This window comes from Natrialba sp. SSL1, assembly GCF_001861355.1.
Taxonomy (GTDB): domain Archaea; phylum Halobacteriota; class Halobacteria; order Halobacteriales; family Natrialbaceae; genus Natrialba.
Genome location: NZ_MASN01000040.1, coordinates 36,959 through 58,217, shown reverse-complemented (window position 1 = coordinate 58,217; position 21,259 = coordinate 36,959). Strand labels below are relative to the sequence as shown.

22 protein-coding genes and 1 tRNA gene are annotated in these 21,259 nt (G+C 64.2%); 12 read left to right on the top strand and 11 right to left on the bottom strand.

Features of this window, described 5'->3' with window-relative positions; translation table 11 throughout:
* Window position 1: 1 nt before the first annotated feature.
* Complete coding sequence (locus BBD46_RS15035; RefSeq protein ID WP_071402515.1) at window positions 2-1,918, bottom strand: COG1361 S-layer family protein; 1,917 nt, start codon at window positions 1,916-1,918, stop codon at window positions 2-4.
* Window positions 1,919-2,001: 83 nt separating this feature from the next.
* On the opposite strand from BBD46_RS15035, the gene BBD46_RS15030 reads away from it, so the two are divergent.
* Window positions 2,002-2,820 (top strand): TrmB family transcriptional regulator, encoded by an 819-nt coding sequence (locus BBD46_RS15030; RefSeq protein WP_071402514.1) that lies wholly within the window; start codon window positions 2,002-2,004, stop codon window positions 2,818-2,820.
* 49 nt (window positions 2,821-2,869) lie between these two features.
* On the opposite strand, the gene BBD46_RS15025 is transcribed toward BBD46_RS15030, so the two are convergent.
* From BBD46_RS15025 to BBD46_RS15015, 3 genes are all read right to left on the bottom strand, one after another.
* On the bottom strand, window positions 2,870-3,997 hold the full coding sequence (locus BBD46_RS15025; protein WP_071402513.1) for a DUF63 family protein: 1,128 nt from the start codon (window positions 3,995-3,997) through the stop codon (window positions 2,870-2,872).
* A gap of 80 nt (window positions 3,998-4,077) precedes the next feature.
* The gene (locus BBD46_RS15020; RefSeq protein WP_071402512.1) at window positions 4,078-4,956 is read right to left on the bottom strand and encodes an inositol monophosphatase family protein; all 879 of its coding nucleotides are present in this window, start codon (window positions 4,954-4,956) and stop codon (window positions 4,078-4,080) included.
* Window positions 4,957-5,224: 268 nt separating this feature from the next.
* Window positions 5,225-5,307: transfer RNA gene (locus BBD46_RS15015), tRNA-Leu, on the bottom strand.
* Window positions 5,308-5,519: 212 nt separating this feature from the next.
* Here BBD46_RS15015 and BBD46_RS15010 point away from each other — a divergent pair.
* Window positions 5,520-5,843 (top strand): hypothetical protein, encoded by a 324-nt coding sequence (locus BBD46_RS15010; protein WP_071402511.1) that lies wholly within the window; start codon window positions 5,520-5,522, stop codon window positions 5,841-5,843.
* A gap of 85 nt (window positions 5,844-5,928) precedes the next feature.
* On the opposite strand, the gene BBD46_RS23375 is transcribed toward BBD46_RS15010, so the two are convergent.
* On the bottom strand, window positions 5,929-6,057 hold the full coding sequence (locus BBD46_RS23375; protein WP_006651938.1) for a hypothetical protein: 129 nt from the start codon (window positions 6,055-6,057) through the stop codon (window positions 5,929-5,931).
* A 229-nt stretch (window positions 6,058-6,286) separates the two neighbouring features.
* Between BBD46_RS23375 and BBD46_RS15005 the strand changes: the two genes are divergently transcribed.
* The 6 genes from BBD46_RS15005 to BBD46_RS14980 all read left to right on the top strand — a co-directional run bounded on the left by BBD46_RS15005 (window position 6,287) and on the right by BBD46_RS14980 (window position 10,163).
* Complete coding sequence (locus tag BBD46_RS15005) at window positions 6,287-6,808, top strand: DUF309 domain-containing protein (protein WP_071402510.1); 522 nt, start codon at window positions 6,287-6,289, stop codon at window positions 6,806-6,808.
* 217 nt (window positions 6,809-7,025) lie between these two features.
* Complete coding sequence (locus BBD46_RS15000) at window positions 7,026-7,823, top strand: succinylglutamate desuccinylase/aspartoacylase domain-containing protein (RefSeq protein WP_071402509.1); 798 nt, start codon at window positions 7,026-7,028, stop codon at window positions 7,821-7,823.
* A 102-nt stretch (window positions 7,824-7,925) separates the two neighbouring features.
* Window positions 7,926-8,480: a YeeE/YedE family protein gene (locus BBD46_RS14995; protein ID WP_071402508.1), complete on the top strand. Its 555-nt coding sequence runs from the start codon at window positions 7,926-7,928 to the stop codon at window positions 8,478-8,480.
* Entirely contained in the window at window positions 8,480-8,947 is a 468-nt protein-coding gene (locus tag BBD46_RS14990) for a DUF6691 family protein (protein WP_071402507.1), read from the top strand. The genes BBD46_RS14995 and BBD46_RS14990 overlap by 1 nt, the downstream gene beginning before the upstream one ends.
* 136 nt (window positions 8,948-9,083) lie before the next feature.
* Window positions 9,084-9,428 (top strand): glutaredoxin family protein, encoded by a 345-nt coding sequence (locus tag BBD46_RS14985; protein ID WP_071402506.1) that lies wholly within the window; start codon window positions 9,084-9,086, stop codon window positions 9,426-9,428.
* Between the two features lie 150 nt (window positions 9,429-9,578).
* Complete coding sequence (locus BBD46_RS14980; protein ID WP_071402505.1) at window positions 9,579-10,163, top strand: DUF7110 family protein; 585 nt, start codon at window positions 9,579-9,581, stop codon at window positions 10,161-10,163.
* Between the two features lie 95 nt (window positions 10,164-10,258).
* Here the strand turns inward: BBD46_RS14980 and BBD46_RS14975 are convergent, their stop codons facing one another.
* Entirely contained in the window at window positions 10,259-11,659 is a 1,401-nt protein-coding gene (locus tag BBD46_RS14975; RefSeq protein ID WP_071402504.1) for a hypothetical protein, read from the bottom strand.
* 571 nt (window positions 11,660-12,230) lie between these two features.
* Here BBD46_RS14975 and BBD46_RS14970 point away from each other — a divergent pair.
* The 3 genes from BBD46_RS14970 (at window position 12,231) to BBD46_RS14960 (ending at window position 15,474) form a co-directional block, all read left to right on the top strand.
* Window positions 12,231-13,313: a DUF354 domain-containing protein gene (locus BBD46_RS14970; RefSeq protein WP_071402503.1), complete on the top strand. Its 1,083-nt coding sequence runs from the start codon at window positions 12,231-12,233 to the stop codon at window positions 13,311-13,313.
* Window positions 13,313-14,428 (top strand): non-hydrolyzing UDP-N-acetylglucosamine 2-epimerase, encoded by a 1,116-nt coding sequence (wecB, locus tag BBD46_RS14965; protein ID WP_071402502.1) that lies wholly within the window; start codon window positions 13,313-13,315, stop codon window positions 14,426-14,428. Before BBD46_RS14970 ends, wecB begins: the two co-directional genes overlap by 1 nt.
* 74 nt (window positions 14,429-14,502) lie before the next feature.
* Window positions 14,503-15,474, top strand: a complete 972-nt coding sequence (locus BBD46_RS14960; RefSeq protein ID WP_071402501.1) for a phosphoadenosine phosphosulfate reductase family protein — start codon at window positions 14,503-14,505, stop codon at window positions 15,472-15,474.
* A gap of 166 nt (window positions 15,475-15,640) precedes the next feature.
* Here BBD46_RS14960 and BBD46_RS14955 read toward each other — a convergent pair whose 3' ends face one another.
* The 5 genes from BBD46_RS14955 to BBD46_RS14935 all read right to left on the bottom strand — a co-directional run bounded on the left by BBD46_RS14955 (window position 15,641) and on the right by BBD46_RS14935 (window position 20,826).
* On the bottom strand, window positions 15,641-15,835 hold the full coding sequence (locus BBD46_RS14955) for a DUF7333 family protein (RefSeq protein ID WP_071402500.1): 195 nt from the start codon (window positions 15,833-15,835) through the stop codon (window positions 15,641-15,643).
* Between the two features lie 85 nt (window positions 15,836-15,920).
* A complete protein-coding gene (locus BBD46_RS14950; protein ID WP_071402499.1) occupies window positions 15,921-16,670 on the bottom strand; it encodes a hypothetical protein in 750 nt (249 codons plus the stop codon).
* Window positions 16,671-16,783: 113 nt separating this feature from the next.
* Window positions 16,784-17,626: an aldo/keto reductase gene (locus tag BBD46_RS14945; protein ID WP_071402498.1), complete on the bottom strand. Its 843-nt coding sequence runs from the start codon at window positions 17,624-17,626 to the stop codon at window positions 16,784-16,786.
* Window positions 17,627-17,734: 108 nt separating this feature from the next.
* Window positions 17,735-19,222, bottom strand: coding sequence for an amidase (locus BBD46_RS14940; RefSeq protein WP_071402497.1), 1,488 nt, complete (start codon window positions 19,220-19,222; stop codon window positions 17,735-17,737).
* A gap of 74 nt (window positions 19,223-19,296) precedes the next feature.
* Complete coding sequence (locus BBD46_RS14935; protein WP_071402496.1) at window positions 19,297-20,826, bottom strand: amidase; 1,530 nt, start codon at window positions 20,824-20,826, stop codon at window positions 19,297-19,299.
* Between the two features lie 196 nt (window positions 20,827-21,022).
* On the opposite strand from BBD46_RS14935, the gene BBD46_RS14930 reads away from it, so the two are divergent.
* Window positions 21,023-21,223 (top strand): hypothetical protein, encoded by a 201-nt coding sequence (locus tag BBD46_RS14930; RefSeq protein ID WP_071402495.1) that lies wholly within the window; start codon window positions 21,023-21,025, stop codon window positions 21,221-21,223.
* Window positions 21,224-21,259 lie beyond the last annotated feature (36 nt).

The following is a 21,259-nucleotide window of genomic DNA, read 5'->3' as shown; positions in this document are numbered from 1 at the left end:
CTCAGTGGTCGGTCTCGGCGGGGTCTGGTTCGGCCTCCTTCTGGGCGGCCGTTCGGTCGTCGAGCACGTCGGTGTCGTCCGGCGTCGAGCCAGCGTCGTCGCTCACGGATCCACGTTCGCTTCCGTCGCCGGGCTCGCTAAACCGCGTCTCGACAGCAGCCCCGTCGTCTCCGCTTTCCGCTTCGGAACCCCGGTGCCGTGCGAGCGGGTTCGGAATCGAGATTGCAGCGAGTCGGCCGAGGACGGGAACGCCCTCGACGGCGGCCGCGAGTCGCGCACGGAACCACCAGACGGCAGCGCCGACGCCGCCAACGACGCCAAGGATAGCCAGCAGTGCCTGGGTCGAGAGTCCGTCGTCTTCGGGTTCGACGACGTCGATCGGCACCCGGTAGGTGTCCGTCAGCTGTGAGTTCGACCGCGCGTCGTCGTACCGGAAGTCGAGCCGGAGCGGGTACGTCTGAGCCATCGCGCCGTCCTCGACCGAGACGTCGAAGATGACGGTCGCAGACTCGCCGGACTCGAGTGCCGGGATGAACGCCTCGTCGTCGCTGCTGTCGAGCGGATCGTTCGTGAACAGCTTCGCTTCGATGTCGGTCACCGTTTCGTCGAGCTGGTTCGTCACCGTGAGTTCGACGTCGCCGCCGCTGGCGCGCTCGAACGTCGCGTTCAGCGCGTCGAGGGCGAACTCGTCGCGTTCGGGGGCGACATCGACCAGCGCGTCGAGTGGCTCGGTCATCGTGCGGACCTCGTCCGCACCGTTGCGATAGCGCACGTCGGTTTCGACCACGCGGGGACCGGGCTCGGCCTCGCCGCCGACGCCGATGCGGAACTCGAACGGTGCGGACTCGCCGGGTTCGAGTTGGCCGACCGCGTACTGTCCCTCGCGGGGATAGACGTTCGAGCCACTACCGAGGCTGTCGTCGAGGTCCGGGACGATGCCGTTGTCACCGCTGTCGTCGACGACGATGACTGCCCCGTCGACGGGGTTTGGTCCCTCGTTGACGAGTTCGCCCTTCACCGTGCCGTCCTCGCCGACCGTGAGGTCACTGGTAACGTTTGCGAGCCCGAACGACTGCTGGTCCTTCGTTGGCGCGCCGACGCGGAGTTCGCGCGAGGTCTGATCGACGCCCTCCTCGTCGCGGAACTCGACGGCAGCGGTGACCGGATACGTCCGTGCGACGGCGTCATCCACGAGCTCCATGTTCGCAGTCGCCGTCACGGTCTCGTTGATCTCCCAGTCGCCGATGTACTCTTCCGTCCCGGCGGAGAGCTCTGACTCCTCGGTCGTCGGCGTGACTGCCTGGAGGTTCTGGTCGGCCGCGCCGAACTGGACCACCGCATCGCTCGCGTTCTCGACGCCAGTGTTGGTCAACTCGAGTTGGACCGTCCCGCGGTCGCCGACGATGAGCTCCGACTCGATGAGGTCGGCGTCGAAGCGTGCGCGGTCGTCGACGACGATGTCGACGGTTTCGGTGTCCGTGCTGGTTCGTTCCGAGCCGCCGGAGGTCGTGTAGGTGTAGTCGATTTCGACCTCGAGTTCGTAGCTGCCCGCCGAAGCGTTCTCGTCGACGACGATGTCGAACGATTCGGAGAGTAGCATCTGGCTCGACATGGTCGGCATCGGCGTCGTCTCCGTCTGGACGGAGACTGGCGTCTCGTCGTCCGCCGGGCTGACATCGACGGTGATGTCGCGGGCGTCGCCAGGTGGCGTGTCTCCGACCTCAGCGTCGTCCTCCGCGGACGCACCGTTCCGGATCTCGAGTTCGATTGCAGTCTCCTCACCCGGTTCGACGATGTTCTCGGGGAGATACACGTCGAAGTCGGGGTTCTCGGACGCTGTCACGATCAGCGGCGAGCCAGCCACGAGTCCGACTGAGAGCAAAACCAGAAGCAGGCCGACGAGGTACGTCCGTCTCATTACCTGACCGTTTCGTCAGCTCACCTATCAACCTTTCTATTGCAAACCACAAGATTGTTGTTTCTAAGCACAGTGATACGAGTATGGACGACGATCACATCGAACTGCTCGCCGAACTCGGCCTCTCGGGCTACGAGGCGCGAGCGTACCTCGCACTCGCGCACAACGGCTCGCTCACCGCCGACGAAGTTGCGAGCGAAGCCGATATTCCCCAGGGCCGGATCTACGACGTGCTAAACTCGCTCGTCGATCGCTCGCTCGTCCGCGCCGACGACGGCCGGCCGCGGACCTACGTCCACGTCGAGTCGACCGAAGCCGTCGACCGACTGCTCGAAACCCGCGTCACCGAACTCGAGGACAAACAATCAGCGTACGAACGCACCGCCTCGGCGGCAGCCGACGCCCTCGCTGATCTCTCGCACTCGAGTACCACCGCCGGCGAGGGGTTCGCGACGAGTGCCCTCCACGACCAGGCCGCCCAGGACCTGCTGCTCGAGCGCTTTGCGGCCGCGGACGACTCGATCCGGATCGTCGTCGACGCGGTCGACATCGGCCCCGAGTGGCGTGACGTCTTCTCGGCGCGGCTCGCCGACCTCCTCGAGACCGGGCTCTCCGTTCGACTGCTCGCGAGTGATCTCTCGAGTGCGACCGACAAACTCGGCGCGCTCGTCGACGCCGGGCTGGCGGTTCGTCAGGTCGAACGCGTTCCTCAGCAGCGGTTCATCGTCATCGATGGTGTCGAGGTCTGTCTGGAGGTTGTCAACCCCGTCGCGGACGAGGAGCTACTCGCGGTGGTCAACTTCCGGGATAACGAGACGGCACGAGAACTCGCAGAGAGCTTCGACGAACTCTGGTCGGCTGCCGAGCCCGTGTCACCGGTAGAGGGTAGCGACGAGCAATAAATCGAAGTTGCAGTTGCAGTTCCGTACAGTTATAGTTAGTTGCAGCTGGTCAAACCCCAAATGTCGCCCGGAGCATATCACGCGTTCCGGGACCGAGACCGACCGCGACGACCGTGATGAGCAGGAGGATCGTATAGCGCGGACTCTCCTCGAAGACCGTTTCGTCGAAGATCCAGATCACGAACACCGCAGCGGCGAGTTTGACCAGGAGGAACGGCCACGCTGCGCCGGTTACGGAGACGACATCCGCTGGAAGGAGCGAGCGAGTCGTCTCGACGATCGCTTCGTTCACCGGGTGTTTCGGAAGCAAGTTGTGGTCGTGCCCGAAGACCGTCGCCCAGTCGAGGCCGATGACGTTCGCGACGCCGTCGACGGCGTGCGCCCAGATGACGACCGCACCCATGAACATCGTTCCGCGGTGGATACCTGGCATGAACGCGTGGGTTGCCCGCCAGGTGAGCCACGTCGCCACTGTCGCACCGACGAGTGTTACGATGAGGAGCCACGGATAGAACGTGGCGTAGGGTTCTGCCCAGGCGAGATAGCTAAGGTAGCCGATCGTGCCGGTGAGCAACACCGTCCCGATCGCCCCCAGCGGGTACTCGTAGCCCGGGACGTAGTCGTTGCGCTCGAGCCAGACCGAGACGACGACGGCGACGAACGCGACGAAGAAGACCACGAAGTAGATGAGCGGACTAATTAGCAGACCGGACCACGGCAGCTGGATGGCAAGCTCACCGGTTTCGCGGTAGGCGGCGACGTTCGCGTCCTCGACGACGCGCAGGGCTCCGCCGAAGAGCATGAACGGGAACAGTCCGTAGAAGCCAGCTCGGTAGCGCTCGATCTCGAGTCGGTCGATCAGGAAGACGATCCCGATGACACCCAGGATGAGCGTCGGGATGTAGCCGGCGTAAGAGACGAACGTGTACCCTGGTGACGCAGTCGGGCCGGCGTCAGGGCCGGCTTCGCTGGCGGGAATCTGTTCACCGCCAGCCCAGGCGACCTCGCTCCAGCCGTGGGCGTCGGCGACGACGGGGCCCCAGTAGTACTGCCAGATGATATCGACGTACACCCGCTCCGGAAACGCGGTCGCGGCGAATATCACCGCGGCAGCGAGTGCGACGACGGTGAGGGCCCAGACTTTGAGCGGGCCGTACCGTTCGACGGTCTCGTACATACCCGATATGCATGGGGGCGCGTGCTTACCGTTTCCGGTTTTCCTCGTTTTCTGCTACACCACCAACACGGGGACGGCGGTCAGTTCGCTCCGCCCTCGATCGCTCGCGCAGCCGCGAGCACCTCCTCGTGAATTTCGGTCTCACCGTTCGACGCAACCAGTCCGTCGCTGTCGTGTCGCCAGCGCTCGCCCTCCAGATCCGTCACGACACCGCCCGCCTCGCGGATCATGCCAACACCCGCGACCGTGTCCCAGGCGTTCGCCCGCCTGTTCGTCACGACGCCCTCGAGTGCCCCCGCCGCGACCATCGCGAGTTCGAGCTGGGCACAGCCAAAGCGACGGATGTCACCGAAGCGGGTGACGAGTGCGCGTGCGGCGGCGGTGTACTCACCCCGTTGTTCGAAGTTCCACCAGTAGGTCGGACAGACGGTGCTCGCCTCGGGGTCGGTGCGGTCGCTGACCGACAGCGCCTCGCCGTTGCGGAAGACGCCATCGGGGCCGAAGCGGTAGGTGTCGGAAAGTGCGGGAAAGACGTTCGTCGCAGCGACCGGTTCGCCGTCGACGACGGCGGCGACGGCGGTGCCGAACGCGCGGATTTCGTTGACGTAGTTGTTGGTGCCGTCGATGGGGTCGATGATCCAGGCGGGACCCTCTTCGGGGACGGCTTTTAGCGCGTCGCTCTCCTCGCCGACGATGGGGTCGTCTGGAAATGAGTCCTGAATGACGTCGATGACGGCGTCCTGCGCGTCGCGGTCAGACTGTGTGACGACGTCCGTTTTGCCGTCCTTGTACTCGATGTCGAGATCGGTTCGGAAGGCGTCCTGGGCGATGTCGGCACCCGCGGCGGCCGCCTGGGTGGCGACGGTTGCCCGTTGTGCCGTCGCGTCGACCTCGCTCTGTGTCTTCGCCCTCCCGTCCTTGCTCTGTGCTGCCGTCTCGTCGCCGTCGCGATTACTCATTAGCACTCATCGGTGTCCCGCCCTGAAAAGAGGTGGCGATTGCTACAGTTTGGGCGAGACTATGGCTGTGACAGATACCACACTCGCTGTCGAGCAATCGTCAGCGCAGAAGTTTGCGAGGGAAGATCGCTTCGTGCTGATCTTCCGCATCTTGCGATGCGAGGGGAGGGAATCGAACCACCTCCGGGAACCTGCGCAACGCGCAGAACCCCGGCGTCATTCGATCCCTCCTGCATCTCACTCGGCACGTCTTTGTGCCTCGTTGCGATGCGAGGGGAGGGAATCGAACCCACGAACGTCTACACGAGCGGATCTTGAGTCCGCCGCCGTTGGCCGCTTGGCTACCCTCGCACGCACGCCACAGTTGGTCGGTCGCTGGGTTAAACGGTCCGGTTTTGCTCTCACGACCGACCCAACCGTCTCGCCTGCGTCTGATCTGCTGTTCCGTTCCACCACGTATACTCACGGACGATCCCAGATACCGTCATCTCCCACGACCACGCTCAACACAGCCTTAACCAGCAGGTACCGGCTTTTTTGACGGGCTCTGTGTGGCCACACACATGGCGACCAGCAGACAACTCACCGTCGACCTCGCGGACACCGAAGCCATCATCGGCCGCCCGCTCACCATCCGCGTTCGCGACTCGAGTTGCCGTCCGGTCGAGGGGGCGATAGTCAGCACCGCAACAGGCTCGAAAACTGCGCGAACAAACGCCGACGGCTACTGCCAGCTCACGTTCCACTCGCCGGGTTTCTGGCAGCTCTTCGTCACCCGCGAATCGGACGAGCGCCACACCTACCGCCCCACCACGACGGTCGTTCGCGCGATTACGGCCGGTGCGGCGACACAGCGTACGCGACGTGCAATCGCGTCTCAGGCGTAGTGGAACACCGACTCCGACACATAGTACTCGAGACATCCACTTCGAGACACCCACCTCAACCACACCACCGCAACGCACACCGCTGCTACGGCAGCCGGGACTCGAGTGCGCCGTCAGCGTAGTCGGTCCGGCAGTTCGGACAGCGGTAGCCGCCGCTGGCGTTCTCGTAGAGGCGCTCACCACAGCACTGACACCGTCCGTAGGAATGGATCATCTACCCTGACGTTGGACGCAACCGAAATAAACACTTCGCTTACCTGTGTCTGACAGCGTCTCCGGAGTGGCTGTTGGATGCGCTGGAGCCGGGTATTAGTGGCTCAACACGGCGAGTTGTGCTTGTTCAAATACTGGTTGATTAGTGTCTGACGTATCAGCTGGTGGGGACCGACCCGTCTCGAGAGCCACCACTAACTCCCTCGAACTCGGAAGGGTACTCGAGTGGCATGGACGAGCACACGAACGATCCGTCGGTCGGGCCGCCGGCGAACGAGCCGACTGGGTGGGTGCCAGCGGCGGACAACACTCGCGGTGGCGACAGCAACAGCAATGGCGGCCACTGGGAACACGCCACCCTCCGTCGCGCTACCCGCCACGGCGTTCGTCTCTTCAACGACGGCGCGTACCACGAGAGTCACGACTGTTTCGAACTCGAATGGTACAACTACGGCCGCGGTTCCACGGAGAGCCAGTTTTGCCACGGTATGGTGCAGGTTGCCGCCGGCGTCTACAAACGGGTCGACTTCGAGAACGACGAGGGGCTGCGCTCGCTCTTTCGGACCGCACTCCAGTACCTCCAGGGTGTTCCGCGGGACTTCTACGGCGTGGACCTGCTCGAGGTCCGCACCGTGCTCACGAACGCACTCGAGAACCCGGCCCGCGTCGACGGCTGGCGGATTCCGATCGACGGCGAGCGACCGGTTGCGGGGCCGGCGGACTACGAGTATGTGGCGGCACTCGAGGAGTGAGACGGTCTGTTGTGACCTGCACTGGTGATCGTGTCCCCGGTCAAGTAGCATCGGAATCCCGTCACGGCGATCTGCCTGTGCCGAAGCCGCTTCTTGAGCTCACTGCGTGCAGTTGGTTCCCGAGAAGTCCCACGGCAAGTCACACGGCGTGTCAACGCACCAAATGTTCCCTCGAAGACCGAATCTCCTTTGGGGCCGAAGCACCAACAGTCGTGTAATGAAAGTTGCACAGCTCGGGTCGGGAACGCCGGAAATTGCGGTTGTAGCCGGCGTTCACGGCGACGAACCCTGTGGCGTTCGGGCAGTCGAACGGTTACTCGATGAGCAGCCTGCAGTTACCCGACCAGTCAAACTGATCGTCGCGAACGAGAAGGCACTCGAGCGTCAGGTTCGCTTTATCGACGAGGACCTGAATCGAGCCTTCCCCGGCGATCCCGACGCGAAGACTCACGAGGGACGACTCGCGAGCGAACTGGTGGACGAACTCGAAGGCTGTCTGGCGTTCTCGATGCACTCGACCCAGAGCCACGCGGAACCGTTCGCAATCGTCAACCAGGTTACGGAGACAGCGAGAGAGCTGTGTCCCCAGATCCCGGTCGCTGCGATGGTCGAGACGAGTATGTTCGCGGAGGGACGACTCTTCTCGTCCGTCGAGACGATCGAAGTCGAGTGTGGGTTACAGGGCTCGGAAACCGCAGCGGAAAACGCAGACCGTCTCACACGCGCGTTTCTGACCGCCGTCGACGCGCTGCCGGGCGACACCGTCCACCGTGACCTGCCGGTGTTCCGACTCACTGACGTCATCCAGAAGGAGCAAGCAAAGACGTACGAGGTCTTCGTCGACAACTTCACCGAGGTCGCAGCGGGCGACCCCTTCGCGGCCGCCGACGGTGAGGCACAGATCGCCGAAGAGGCGTTCTACCCGATTCTCATGTCCTCGAACGGCTACGAGGATGTCTTCGGCTACACGGCAGAGAAACTCGACGTATTGACTGCAGAGCCGATTGCCGACTGACCCGGCGTCCCATCCCGAAGGCGCTGTTGTCGGCGTCACCGACGCCTACAATTTTCCCTGCGTCTGTAGCATTTATACGCAGCGACCCCCTTCCCGCGAGTGATGAGTCTCTCACTCCTCGCACTCGCGTTCGGCGACCTGTTCCCGAACGGGATCGAACACTACGCGGTCGGCGGCCTCTTCGTCGGGCTCGGCGTCGCCGTGATCTACCTCGGCACCGCGATTCCGGCCGGCGCGAGCACGTTCCTCGAGTCGACGCTGTCCTACGCGTCGAACCTCTCGCGCTTCCAGCAGTACCGTCCGTCGCGCGACTGGCGCGTCGTCTTCACCCTCGGTATCGTCGCCGGCGCGTTCGTCTACGCCGCGACGTTCCAATCCGGACTCGTCTCGAGTTCGCTCCACCAGCCCGCGACCACGGGTGAGTTCCTGGAGGTCGGCGGTCTGACCCTGTGGCTCACGGAAGTCCAGCCCTGGCGGCTGTTCCTCGGCGGGGTACTCATCGGCGTCGGCACCCGGCTCGGCAAGGGCTGTACCTCCGGTCACGGCGTCTGTGGCGTCGGCTCCGCCTCGGGTGCCTCGTTCGTCGGCGTCGCGACGTTCCTGTTGATCGCGATCGGCGTCGCCCAGCTCGTTGCGGCGCTGGGGGTGAGCCCGTAATGAGCGCCGACCACGAACAGCATCCGCTGTTTCTCCCGCTGGTCTTCGCCGGCGGACTGATCTTCGGCTTCGGCCTCGGCTTCAGCCACATGGCCCAGCCGGAAGTCGTCCTCAACTTCCTCCAGTTCGACGACTTCGGGCTCCTATTCGTGATGTTCGGTGCCGCCGTCGTCACCGGTATCACGTTCTTCGGCATCAAGCAGTTCCGAAGTACGGCTCCGTTAACGGGCGCAGTCTACGGTCGCCGGCTGAAGACCCTCGACAAGAACGTCGTCATCGGCGGCGGTATCTTCGGGGTCGGCTGGGGGCTGTCGGGCATCTGTCCCGGCGCGGCCTACGCCAGCCTCGGCGTCGGCAACATTACCATCCTCTACGGTATCGCGGGCATGTTCGTCGGTGCATACTTACAGGGCTACTGGCGCTCTGCGAGCGCAGAGAGCGACGCGCCGGCAGCGGCCGCGGACTGAGGGGACTCGCTGTGGCGGTTTGCTTACGAACCCTCCCACCATATCCGCCAGCCGGACGCAAGCCGCGAACGCCAGCCGCGAATGCCAGCCGCGGACGCAAGGTCTATCCCACTCACGACCATACTACTACTCGACAATGGACTTTCCACCAAACCAGGGTCTCGATCAGGAGGAAGTCACCGAACAGGTCGAGGAAACCATCGCCGACAACGAGGTCGTCCTCTTCATGAAAGGCACCGAACTCATGCCTCAGTGTGGCTACTCCCGTCGCGCGCTCGGCCTCATCTCCGAGCACCGCGAGGAGTTCGAAACCGTCGACGTACTCGAGTCCCTCGACGAGTATCGCACTGCGCTCAACGAGCACAGCGGCTGGGAGACCATTCCGCAGACGTACGTCGACGGTGAGTTCGTCGGCGGCTCGGACATTCTTGCGGAACTCGAGGAGCGCGGCGAGCTTGCAGAGACGCTGGATACGGCGTGATCGCCGGGGTCCGTTGCGCAGCCTTCGGCCGGTCACCCGACTGGCCGACGACCGGTCAGTCGAACCTGTCACTCACGGGCGCAATGGCAGATCATATAAGCCCCGCGCCCGTAGTATCACCCAACGACTGTCGCTTCACACCTTCCCACTATGTCAACAGAGGAATCCAGACACGTTTATCGGCTCCACTCGACGCTCGAACTGCCACTCGAAGATCTCCGCGACCACATCGACGAGGCCGCCTATCCGGACGGCATTGCCGATGTGGAGATCACGCGACGGAACAACACGCTGATCCTCAAGGCGGTCGCCGAGGATCAGTCGGTCAGTAAGTACACGCCGACGGCACAGTTGAAAGCGAGCGTCACGGAGAACCGGGTGTACGAGGAGGATCCGGACGAGCGCCGCCAGAAGTCCTTTAGCTGGGACGAGGAGGAAGAAGAGGAGATCGAGTCCGAACTCGTCGAGTACGCCGCGTTCAAGGGCGACCGCGAGACGGTGCTCCAGAACTCGCTGTTGCAGTACGAGATGTTCCTCGTCCTCTGTGAGATCGCCTCGGCGGCCGAGAAGGGGACGCTGACGGCCATTTCGGAGCACGACGGTGACCTCGAGGCGACTCGAATCGTCGACGGCGAGACGCGACCGGCGGACATCGAAGTCGTCGAAGGGCCACGCGATCACGGCTCCGGCGAGTCCGGTGTCAACTGGCGCGACAACAAGTTCATCAGCGACTAACGGGTCGAAGACACTTCTCCCGCTGGGTTCTCGTTACGAGTGGCGACGCTCTCTCGCTACTCACACATATGTAGTCTGTCACCTGTGCCCCCCGCTCACTCATTGCCAACGAGTCGATCGTATCGGTCTGGGTACTCGCGCAGCCTCGCTCGTCCCAGAAGCGCGTGCAGGTAGTTCTGTACGCGCTCGTTCCAGGGCGTCCACGCCCCCTCCTCATCCTCGTATCCGTCCCACGAACTCCGGCTCACGTCTGTCACCCGGAGGTCACCAATCCCTTGCTCTGAGAGGACGACCAGAAACGGCGTCTGATCTGCTTCGATGGTCGACTCGTACGTCGACCGCGCCCTCCGCTGTTCATCCAGCAGATGGCCAGGATCGAAATCGTCATCAGACGGATCGATGACGAGATTTTCGACCGCAAACTCGTGGGCTCGCCAGTCGGCCAGCCCCCGGCTCAGTCCGAGTACCTGCACCAGCAGAAAGTCGTCATCAACCGACCTGCGCCACGGAACTGGCGTCCCGGCTGGAAACACCCATCGGGCGAGGCGGTCGTGTGCGAACTCGTAGGGACCGTAGCGCTTCCCCTCCACGTCGTCCTCGATATACGACAACTGGACCTCGTCGCGTGTAGGCATAGACTCGAGTTCCTCGGTCAACGCATCGCGAACGGTTTCGAGGTGGTCGGCATGCGGTCGGGCTGCGGCGGCGTCGCCGCCATCGACGCCAACGTCGTCCCACAGGCGGTCGCGGTAGCGTTCGGCGGTTTCGACGTTGATTTCGGCCTGCAGGAGGCCGGCGGTTATGTCACCGATATCGCGGGGGTCGTAGTCGTCGATGTCGGGGCTGGTGTCGTCGGTCTCAGCAGTTTCAGCAGACTCGTCGAACGCCTCGAGATCAGCCCATCCCGCCCGTCCCCGACCGACCTGCAGTTCGGACTCGATCTGGGTGTACCAGGCCAGATCACGCTCCGGATCGAGGACCGGATAGCCACTGATGTCCGCGATGACTGCGTCGATTCGATCGAAGAGTGCGAACGACCGCTCGGCGAGTTCCTCGAGTGTAACAGCATCCTGTTTCGCCCGCGCCTCCCCGAGGTGTTCCCCAGCGAACTGCATTCCATACACGGCGTTGGACAGTGCCTCGTTGTACTCGCCGTCCGCGAGTGCGTCCTCGGCAGTCCCGAGCCAGCCACCTGAACTGCGCATTCTTCGCTCGTCGGTATCGATTTCGTCCCAGCGCTCGAGTGACTCCGTCTCAGTCTCTGCCAGCAACTCGACCGCCATACGAGCGTGCGCTTCGGTCACGGTGGGCTGCCAGAGCGCACTCGGTGTCGGGGGTTTCGGATAGTAGTTCGTCGCGACATCGACCAGACTGTTCGGCAGCGCCGTCGGCCGCGTCGCGCCGAGGGCGACGACCGCGCTCCCGGTGAGTCCGACACCGCCAGCGGTTCCTGCCAGAAGCTGTCGACGGGTAAGCGAGGGAGGATCGGGGACCATATTATTCGATGATGACTGCTAGCGTGCTAAAATAACTTTTCGTCTGGCGTCCAAAATGCGACCCCCCCTCGTCAGCGGACCGGAGTCACGAGACTGGGTGGACTCGAGCATCGGGGTGGGTCGATTCGGCCGAGCGGGGGATAAGACCGGACCGACGCTTGGAGTCGGGGCCGACGAATAGCAGCGCTGCCGTTGAACGCGACCGGGAAGTGAGTGCCGGTAGTCGCCGTTTTCCGTCTGTAAGCACGCCGTATCACCGCTTCGGCCAGAAGCCAGCAGTCGACTACCAGTCGTACTTTTCGGAACTGACCTGTGGAATACGGTGACGGTTCGCCGTTTCAGTCGGTTACGCATCCTGAACACTCCGGGCGAGCGCGGTAGTCAGTTCTTTCGACCCGTTTGCTACCACGCACAGTGAGTGACCGGTCACAATCACTGCCGTCGTATTTCGGCCCGACGTATTCGAAAACAAGACTTTCAGGCCAGTGACGTGCTTCTTTTCGGTAGCGCGCTGATAACGATAGGGTCGCTACGAGAAGCCGAGAGTGCATGATTCACGAGGTGATCCGTCGTGCGCTGTCTCTTCTTTAACAACACGCCGGCACACGTCCACCTGTACAAACACACCGTGTCACGGCTCGAGGATGCGGGCCACGAGGTGCTCGTGCTCGCGCGGGGAGACGAGTGTACCGAGGCGTTGCTCTCGTACCACGACGTGCCCTACGAAACCTACGGCGACCGCAGTGAGTCGCTCCAGTCGCTGCTGTGGGAGGTGCCGGCGCACCTCTCGACGATCGCTCGGCAGGCGCGTCGGTTCGACCCCGATGTGGTCTTCGGAATCGGACCCTACGCCGCGTACACGGGGGCGATTACGCGCGCGCCAGCGGTCGCCGTGCTCGACTCCGAACCCTCGCTCGACCACGTCGTCTCGAAGCCCTTCGTGCGCGCGATTCTAACACCCGAGGCGTTCCGGAAGGACCTCGGCGCGAAACACTACCGGTTCCGTGGCTTCAAGGAATCGGCGTACCTCCACCCCGACGTCTTCGAGGCGGACGAGTCAGTCAGAGCGGACCTCGGCGTCGACGCGGACGAACCGTACGTTATCGTCCGACTCAATGCGTTCAACGGCCACCACGACGTCGGCAAGCGCGGGTTCTCGGCCGACCAACGCCGGCAGCTGCTGTCGACACTCGCCGAGCACGCGACCGTCTTCGTCTCGGACGAGGGCGGCGACCTGGCACTCGACGAGCTCGACGTGCGTCCGTACGAACTCCACCCCGCGCGGATTCACGACGCGCTGGCGGAGGCGGAGCTGCTCGTCGCTGACACGCAGACGATGGTCACCGAGGCCGCCCTGCTCGGCACGCCCGCGATCCGCTCGAACTCCTTCGTCGGCGAGGACGACATGGGGAACTTCATCGAACTCGAGGAGCGCGGACTCATCGACAACTGCAGCGAGTTCGAGACCGTTCTCGCCCGCGCACAGGAGTTGCTCACGGACGAGTCGACGGCCGAGACGTGGGCGAAGCGACGCGACAGCTACACGGCTGACATGGTCAACCTGACCGAGATCATCACGTCCATCGCAACGTCCTACAGCGAACCGAGCGCACAGCCAGCGACGGCTGAGGTAACGGGGGTGCGTGCGGACTGATGCGCGTCTGTTCCATCGTCGGGGCCAGACCCCAATTCATCAAGGCCGCCGTCGTCTCCCGAACGCTTCGCGATGTCGCCGAGGAAGTTCTCGTCCACACCGGCCAGCACTACGACGAGGAGATGTCCGACGTCTTCTTCGACGAACTCGAGATTCCCGAGCCGGAGTACAACCTCGGAATCGAGTCGGACACCCACGGCCGACAGACCGCGCGGATGGTCGCGGCGATCGAGCCCGTCATCGAGGAGACCGAGCCGGACGTCATCCTGCTCTACGGCGACACGAACTCGACACTCGCAGGTGCGATCGTCGGCTCGAAACGCGATGTCGCCGTGGCACACGTCGAGGCCGGGCTCCGGAGCAACAACCGATCGATGCCCGAGGAGATCAACCGCATTCTGACGGATCACGCCTCTGACCTCTGCTTCGCCCCGAGCAGGGACGCGATTCGGAACTTGGCGGACGAAGGGATCTCTGACGAGGTCTACTGGACCGGCGACGTGATGTACGACGCTATCCTCGACGCCCGCGAGCGCTCGGCCGACCAGTCGACGATCCTCGACGACCTCGGCATCCAGCCCGGCGAGTTCGTCCTCGCGACCGTCCACCGCGCGAGCAACACGGACGACCCCGAGAACCTCGCGGCAATACTCGACGGCCTCGCCGACGCACCCCTGCCGGTCGTCTTCCCCGCCCACCCGCGCACCGTCAACCGACTGCAGGAACACGGCCTCTGGGAGCGCGCGAGGAGCGAACTCGAGTTGATCGAGCCACTCGGCTACCTCGATTTCGTCCGACTGCTCGACACTGCGGAACGAGTAGCGACCGATTCGGGCGGCGTCCAGAAGGAAGCGTTCTTCCTCGAGACGCGCTGTGTGACGCTGCGCGAGGAGACCGAGTGGGTCGAGACGGTCGACTGTGGCTGGAACCGGCTCGTCGGCCCGAAGACGGCTGCGATCCGCGAGGCGCTCACGACGGACTGGGCACCGAAGTCGACCCCACGTCCGTACGGCGACGGACTCGCTGGCCAGCGGATCATCAGCCTCCTCCAGCAGCACCTCGCCGATAGTGAACTAGAGGAGCAGCTCGAGGCGCCGCCGTTAACCAGCGCGTAGGCGGGTCCGAGATTCCGACAGAGGTTTCCGGTCCCCCAAAGCGTTTTACCGTGGTAATTATATCTAATTACGAGATGAGCGAGAACTTCCCCGACTACGTCGATGTCGACTACGAGGACGGAACCGGCGAGGATCCCGTCGACTATCCACACATCAACGACAAGATCGAGAAGGCAGTGGAGGTCACCCGCCAGGGACTCGAACAGTACGAAAACCCCGCGGTCATGTGGACCGGCGGCAAGGACTCCACGCTCGTCCTCTACTTCGTCAGCCAGGTCGCAGAGCGATACGACCTCGAGGTCCCCCCCGCAATCTTCATCGACCACTACCAGCACTTCGACGAGATCCACGACTTCGTCGACCACTGGGCCGACGAGTGGGATCTGGAAGTCATCTACGCCCGCAACGAGGACGTCGGCGAGTACGTCGACGAGCACGGCCTCGAACCCGGCGACGACATCGACATCTCGGGGCTCTCCGAGCACAACCAGCACCACGTCGAGAACATACTCGAGTACGAGGAGGACACGTTCCCGTTCCTGCTCGACACCTACGTGGGCAACCACCTGCTGAAGACGGTGGCGCTGAACAACGCCCTGGAGGAGCACGACGTCGACGGCGTCATTTCGGGCGTCCGCTGGGACGAACAGGAGGCTCGCGCCGACGAGACGTTCTTCTCGCCGCGCCACGATCCGGACATCTACCCGCCACACGACCGCGTGCAGCCGATTCTGCAGTTCGACGAAGCCGCGGTGTGGGAGGCCTTCTGGAACTTCGTCGTACCGGATACGGTGCCGGAGTTCCCGGACGACGGCTACGTGCCGGAGAGCGACACGGACCTGCCGAACGACCTCACGCAGGACGACATTCCGGTGTCACCGAAGTACTTCGCCGGCTTCCGCTCGCTCGGCAGCGAAGTGAGTACCGAAAAGAGCGACGAGGAGCCTGCCTGGCTGCAGGATCTGGAGGGAACGACCGAGCGTGCGGGCCGCGCACAGGACAAGGAGGACCTGATGGAGCGGCTGCGCGACCTCGGTTACATGTGATGCGGGCGAACTGAGAGCCGGTAGCCGGGTGAGCGACCCGTTCATTTTGAGTTGCACTCGACTTTCGAGTCTCATCGACGAACCGCCCGCGCTCGGGCGGTGTACTTCAACAAACGCGAAAACTGCGTTCCGTGCGAACGACGGCGGTCTCAGTGTCGGCGTTGGCTCAGTTCGTCGCGCGGTACTCGCCGTGCTTGACGCCGAGTGCGAGCATGATCGCGCCAAAGACTGCCATCGAGGGCACGACCATCATCAGAATCGTGTCTGGAGCCATCCCCATCGGCATCGTCATCAGCCCGGCCGTTCCGAGCGCGATGATCAGGATGAACGCGGCGACCGTCTTCGGCAGGTCGAGTTCCATACCCGATGTTCGGGGTTGTACCGGCGTAACGCTATCGAAACAGACTGTTCGTTGAACGAGAAGAAACCGCAAGCGCTTGCGCCGACTACTCCGACGGGCGCACCAGATTCGCCAGTGCGACGACGGTTCCGAGGAACCAGCCAAGCGGGAAGGAGATCCCCACCCACATCGCCGCGTAGGCAGCCCCTTCGAGTTCGTAGTTCGCGCGCAGGAACTCGTTGAGCCCACCGACGTGGAGGATGTTATCGAGCGCCCAGGCCGCGAAGTCGTAGCTCGGCTCGAGGACGACGCCCTCGAGTGACGGCGTGACGAGCGCGGCGACGACCGGCGGCAGGAACAGCGCCGTCATCGCGAACGGGTAGGCGAACAGCACGGAGACGGGTCGGCCGCCGACCTTGGACGCACCGGCTGCGAGCGCGGTCGAAATCGTCGCGACGGCGCTTGCGGCACCGATCGCGATGGTTTCTTCGACCGGCAACTGGAGGTGTGCGATCACCGTCAGCGTCCCCCAGACGAGCAGTGCGATGGCTGTCACGCCGACGATGCCGAGGCGGGTTCGCGTCGAGTCGAGTTTCGCCGCGTAGTAGCGGGTAGCATAGCCAATGACGGTAAGCGGGTACAGGATCAACAGCCCGAGCGTGCCGAAGACACTCCAGGCGTAGTAGGCGATCTTCTGTGGAAGCGTCTCGGGACGCCACTTTCCCATGACGGAGTGGCCGCGACCGCGCTGGCGCGGAAAGACGAGTTCCATCCAGGCACCGTGTAACTGATCGAGGTCAGCCCTGATCGCACCGATGATCCCGCCACCGCCACCACGTTGCGTGCGGGTGGACATACCTGAGCCAAAAAACTGACGTACCGTAAACTTTCCTCCTTTCTTGTTTTTCCGCTCGTCAAATTAGTCATAATTCTAATACTTGGGCAGCTGCAGGCCAATCTCCCGGCGGGTCAGTTCCAGAGCCCAAACTCTGGATCGACTTTCCGATCCGTCTCCTCGATCGCGTCGATCGTTTCGATGTCGTCTTGGTCTAACTCGAGTGCAAGCGACTCCCAGTTGTCCCGAATGTGGTCCTCGCCGGTCGCCTTGGGGATCGAAGTAACCCCAATCTCGCGCAGCCAGGCCAGACTGACCTGCGCCTCGCTGACGTCGTGTTTGTCGGCAATCTCCTGGATCTCGGGCTGGTCGAAGACATCGCCGCGAGCGATCGGCGAGTAGGCGACGACTTCGACATCGTGTGCCGCGCAGGCGTCGCGGATCTCCTCCTGGGGAAGCAGCGGGTGCAGTTCCACCTGATTCGCAAGGATTGGTGCGTCACAGCGCTCGACGGCCTCCTTGAGTTGCTCGGGCTGGAAGTTACTCACGCCGACGTTCTCGATGAGTCCCTCTTCGTGGAGTTCCGAAAACGCGTCCAGCGTCTCTGCCGGGTCGTACGTCCGCGCCGGCCAGTGGACGTACAGCAGGTCGACGTACTCGACGCCGAGACGGTCGATACTCTCGCGGGCCGTCTCGAGTACGTCGTCGTACGCGAGATTCGAGAGCCAGACCTTGGTCGCGAGGAAGACATCCTCGCGGTCGACGTCGGCCGCGGCGATTCCCTCGCCGACGGCTTCCTCGTTGTCGTAGGCCTGGGCGGTGTCGATGTGGCGATAGCCCGTCTCGAGTGCAGTGCGAACGCTCTCGGCGCACTCCTCGGGCGAGTCGTTCTGCCAGGTTCCCAGGCCGAGCATCGGCATGCCGGCTGCGGTCGGACACGTCTCAGGTGCAATTTGTTCGGCGTTGTCGGCTGCCATATCCGACGAGAGGAACGGGATGCGAAAATGGGTTGGGGTTGCGGCGGCGGGCGGAGAGCGGTTGTGAACGGGTGACAACGGTTTCCCCACAGCGGTGTCGCCCCAGCGTCAGTCGTAGAGATGATCCCAGGGCCGGTGGGACTCGAGTACCGCGCTCCCGGCGAGCACGGTGTCGTCTCCGAAGCGGGGGCCGACGAGCTGGAGTCCGACGGGGTGTCCCGCGTCCGTGAGCCCGGCAGGCGCGGAGGCGGCGGGGTGGCCGGTCCAGTTGAACGGCCAGGTGAGCGGCCACTCCCAGGCTTCTGCGTCGAGGTCCTCGTGGAGGCCGACGTTGGCGCGCGAGAGCGTTGGCGTCACGAGCAGGTCGTACTCCGAGAGCACGTCCTGTACGGCGTCGAAGATGGCCGTCCGGGCGATATCCGAGCGGGCGATGTCGGCGGGACCGTACTGCTCGCCCAGTTCGAGCATCCGGTAGAGGCTATCGGTGATCGCCTCGGGGTGGTCGCGCAGGTCGATCCCGTGGGATTCCGCGGTGACGGTGGCGCTCTCGAGCATCGACGTCGTGAACGTCGGGATCACCGCCTCGATGAGGTCGTCCAGTTCGTAGCCGTGATCGATGGAGACCTCCTCGACGGTAGCACCTGCGTCCTCGAAGGACGCCACCGCGTCGTCGACGACCGAGCGAACCGCGTCCGTGACCGGGAAGACGTCGAGAGCCGGGCTGTAGGCGATCCGCAGGTCGGTGGACGGCTCCTGCACAGCGTCTCGGAACGCGATATCGACGGGAACACTCTCGGGGTCGTCAGGATGGTGACCCGCCATCTCTGAGAGGAACGCGGCCGAATCGGCGACGGTGCGCGAGAGCGGCCCCTTCGTCACGTGGTGGCGGGCCCGGCCGAAGCCGTTGGGTCTGCTGATCGAGGGGACGAGACCGAACGTCGGTTTGAAGCCGTAGACGCCGCAGGCGGCCGCCGGAATGCGAAGCGAGCCGCCCGCGTCGCTGCCGGTCGCGACGGGCGTCATTCCTGCCGCAACCGCCGCCGCGGAGCCGCCGGAGGAGCCGCCCGCGTTCAGTTCGGTGTCGACCGGCGACGCCGTCGCCCCGATCACGTCGTTGGTCGTCGTCCCTTTGTGGCCGAACTCGGGCGTGTTCGTCGTCCCGAGCACGATTGCGCCGGCCTCCTCGAGTCGCGCAACGGTGACGGCCGTTTTGGGTGCCACGAAGTCGGAAAACAGCGTCGAGCCGAAGGTGTAGGGCAGGCCCTCCTTCAGCGAGCCGAGGTCCTTGAGCGCGATTGGAACGCCGTGGAGGGGGCCGATCTGTTCGTCACTGTCGTCGCTCCCATCCGGGGCGTCAGCGCCGGCGGACTCGAGTACCCGGTCCGCTTCGGCGGCTGCCTCGCGCGCCTCGCCAGCGCAGACGGTAACAAAGGCGTTGATTTCGTCGTCGCGTGCGTCGATGCGGTCGAGATGTGCCTCGACCGCCTCGGTGGCGGTCACCTCTCCGGCTCTAATTTGACTCGCGAGTTCGGTGGCCGACAGCCGCGTGAGTGCTGACTCGTCAAGACGATCCGTTTCGTGGCGCTCGCGTGACATACCCGTACTGTCTCACGAAGTGAAATATACGTTTGCTCGGCTGGCGCGCTCGTCGGGTTCGTCGGAGGGATCCTCTACTCGAGTTCGAGTGCCCCAAACTGCTCCGGCGGCACGCGATTCTCCGTCGCCTGCTCGAACGCATACGCGAGTTCGAACAGCCGCGGCTCGGCGAACGTGCGGCCGAGTAACTCGAGTCCGACCGGGAGCCCGTCGTCGGTGAACCCGGCAGGGGTGACGATCGCGGGCAGACCAGTGTGAGCCGAGAGTTCGCAGTTCATCTCCTCGAACGGCTGGTGCTCGTCGACGGTGACCGGCGGAACCGTCGAGGGCGGGTACAGCAGGGCGTCGAGGTCGTGGTCGGCCAGCGTCGCAAGCACGCTGTCGCGAAGCTCCCTGCGGCGTTCGAGCCGACGCAGGTAGCCCGTGTTGTCGTCGAGTGAGTCCTGATCGGTTCCGAGGATCTCACCGCCCTCGAATCGGGCCTCGATCGACGGCGCGAGTTCGCCCGAGTCCACGATGGCTGCGAGTGATTCCTGCGGGGCATCATCGCCGAGCGTCTCGAGATACGCGTCGAAGTCCCGCGCGAACTCGTATGCGAGCACGCGAGCGCTCAGGAGCCAGTTCGTGTCGACGACGTCGACCGGATCGACGACCGTCGCGCCGGCCGCCTCGAGGTCGTCGATAGCGTCCTCGAGGACGCTCGTCACGGCTGCGGCGTCGTCTTCGGAGACGGCCTCGTACTCGTCGGCATCGCCCTGGAGCCCGAAGAACTGCCGGGCGATCCCGATTCTGGCACCGTCGAGGCCGTCCGCATCGAGGTGGGCGGTGTAGCCGTCGTCGGGAACCTGCCCGACACCTCTGGCCGTGACCGGGTCCTCGGGATCGTAGCCGGCCATGACATCGAGCAGTCGCGCGGCGTCTTCGACGGTTCGTGCGATGGGGCCGGGCGTGTCCTGCGTTTCGCTGAGTGGGACGAGCCCGGTTCGGCTGCACAGGCCTCTGGTCGGCCGAACGCCGATGAGATCGTTGAACGCGGGCGGCGAGCGATTCGACGAGCAGGTGTCGGTGCCGGTGCCGATGAGGCCCAGGTTTGCGGCGATAGCCGCGGCGCTGCCACCACTCGAGCCGGACGGCCGGTGCTCGAGATCGTAGGCATTTCGCGTCGCGCCGCCGAGCGAACTGATCGTGTCGACGCCGAAGGAGAGTTCCTGCAGGTTCGCCTTCGCGATGATGATCGCGCCAGCCTCCCGAAGCTGGTCGACGATGAACGCGTCGCGGGAGGGCTGTGAGTCCGCGAGCGTCGTCGAGCCCGCCGTGGTCGGCATGTCGTGGGTGTCGTGGTTGTCCTTGATAATCGTCGGAACGCCGTGGAGCGGCCCGACGAACCCGTCGCGCTCGAACTGGGCATCGAGGTCGCGGGCGCGGTCGCGAGCCCTGTCGTTCACTGTCAGGATCGCGTTCAGGTCGTCGTCGTAGGCGTCGATGCGCGCCAGATAGCGCTCGACGAGTTCTTCAGCGGTGACCGCGCCGTTGGCCATCGCGTCGTGAACGGCTGCGACGCTGGTCTCGAGCAGGTCGAACGAGTCTGTGTGGTGTGTGGGCATCTGTGAGTGGAGTCTATCGGGTGGTCTCGGAGAAGGAACCTGAATCTATCGTCCGCGGGGTGACATGCCGCGGCGCGGTCTGGCTGTCGCGTTCCGATGATAGCTCGGTGTTGCCACCGTTGTAACGCATCAGCAGCCTCCCACTCGGCACGTGCAGGCTACTCGCGTTTGGCCGCGGAGCCCGTTCGCCGAACCGATGACAACGACAACCACTCGAGTCGATGCGATCTCGAAGGCGAGCACAGCGACGACGGTAATCGACGCGATAATGGAGTTCGTACGCGGGAGGCGAGCGAGCGGGCTCTTCCTCCTCGGGGCCGCAGCACTCTCCTCGCGAATTCCGGGCGTCGGGACGGCTGCCTCGGTGCTGTTGCGTGCGTACCGGCGGCTCCGATAACGAGGATTGTAAGTCGAGAGGCGCGACCTCAGAGAA

Coding starts and splice junctions, on each gene's coding strand:
- BBD46_RS15020 (WP_071402512.1), bottom strand. CDS start 4,956: ATGAGTAATCGCGACGGCGACGAGACGGCAGCACAGAGCAAGGACGGG.
- BBD46_RS14985 (WP_071402506.1), top strand. CDS start 9,084: ATGGACTTTCCACCAAACCAGGGTCTCGATCAGGAGGAAGTCACCGAA.
- BBD46_RS14945 (WP_071402498.1), bottom strand. CDS start 17,626: ATGGCAGCCGACAACGCCGAACAAATTGCACCTGAGACGTGTCCGACC.
- BBD46_RS14930 (WP_071402495.1), top strand. CDS start 21,023: ATGACAACGACAACCACTCGAGTCGATGCGATCTCGAAGGCGAGCACA.
- BBD46_RS14950 (WP_071402499.1), bottom strand. CDS start 16,670: ATGTCCACCCGCACGCAACGTGGTGGCGGTGGCGGGATCATCGGTGCG.
- BBD46_RS15005 (WP_071402510.1), top strand. CDS start 6,287: ATGGACGAGCACACGAACGATCCGTCGGTCGGGCCGCCGGCGAACGAG.
- BBD46_RS14940 (WP_071402497.1), bottom strand. CDS start 19,222: ATGTCACGCGAGCGCCACGAAACGGATCGTCTTGACGAGTCAGCACTC.
- BBD46_RS15010 (WP_071402511.1), top strand. CDS start 5,520: ATGGCGACCAGCAGACAACTCACCGTCGACCTCGCGGACACCGAAGCC.
- BBD46_RS14980 (WP_071402505.1), top strand. CDS start 9,579: ATGTCAACAGAGGAATCCAGACACGTTTATCGGCTCCACTCGACGCTC.
- BBD46_RS14990 (WP_071402507.1), top strand. CDS start 8,480: ATGAGCGCCGACCACGAACAGCATCCGCTGTTTCTCCCGCTGGTCTTC.
- BBD46_RS14955 (WP_071402500.1), bottom strand. CDS start 15,835: ATGGAACTCGACCTGCCGAAGACGGTCGCCGCGTTCATCCTGATCATC.
- BBD46_RS15025 (WP_071402513.1), bottom strand. CDS start 3,997: ATGTACGAGACCGTCGAACGGTACGGCCCGCTCAAAGTCTGGGCCCTC.
- BBD46_RS15035 (WP_071402515.1), bottom strand. CDS start 1,918: ATGAGACGGACGTACCTCGTCGGCCTGCTTCTGGTTTTGCTCTCAGTC.
- BBD46_RS14995 (WP_071402508.1), top strand. CDS start 7,926: ATGAGTCTCTCACTCCTCGCACTCGCGTTCGGCGACCTGTTCCCGAAC.
- BBD46_RS15000 (WP_071402509.1), top strand. CDS start 7,026: ATGAAAGTTGCACAGCTCGGGTCGGGAACGCCGGAAATTGCGGTTGTA.
- BBD46_RS14935 (WP_071402496.1), bottom strand. CDS start 20,826: ATGCCCACACACCACACAGACTCGTTCGACCTGCTCGAGACCAGCGTC.
- BBD46_RS23375 (WP_006651938.1), bottom strand. CDS start 6,057: ATGATCCATTCCTACGGACGGTGTCAGTGCTGTGGTGAGCGCCTCTAC.
- wecB (WP_071402502.1), top strand. CDS start 13,313: ATGCGCGTCTGTTCCATCGTCGGGGCCAGACCCCAATTCATCAAGGCC.
- BBD46_RS14975 (WP_071402504.1), bottom strand. CDS start 11,659: ATGGTCCCCGATCCTCCCTCGCTTACCCGTCGACAGCTTCTGGCAGGA.
- BBD46_RS14960 (WP_071402501.1), top strand. CDS start 14,503: ATGAGCGAGAACTTCCCCGACTACGTCGATGTCGACTACGAGGACGGA.
- BBD46_RS15030 (WP_071402514.1), top strand. CDS start 2,002: ATGGACGACGATCACATCGAACTGCTCGCCGAACTCGGCCTCTCGGGC.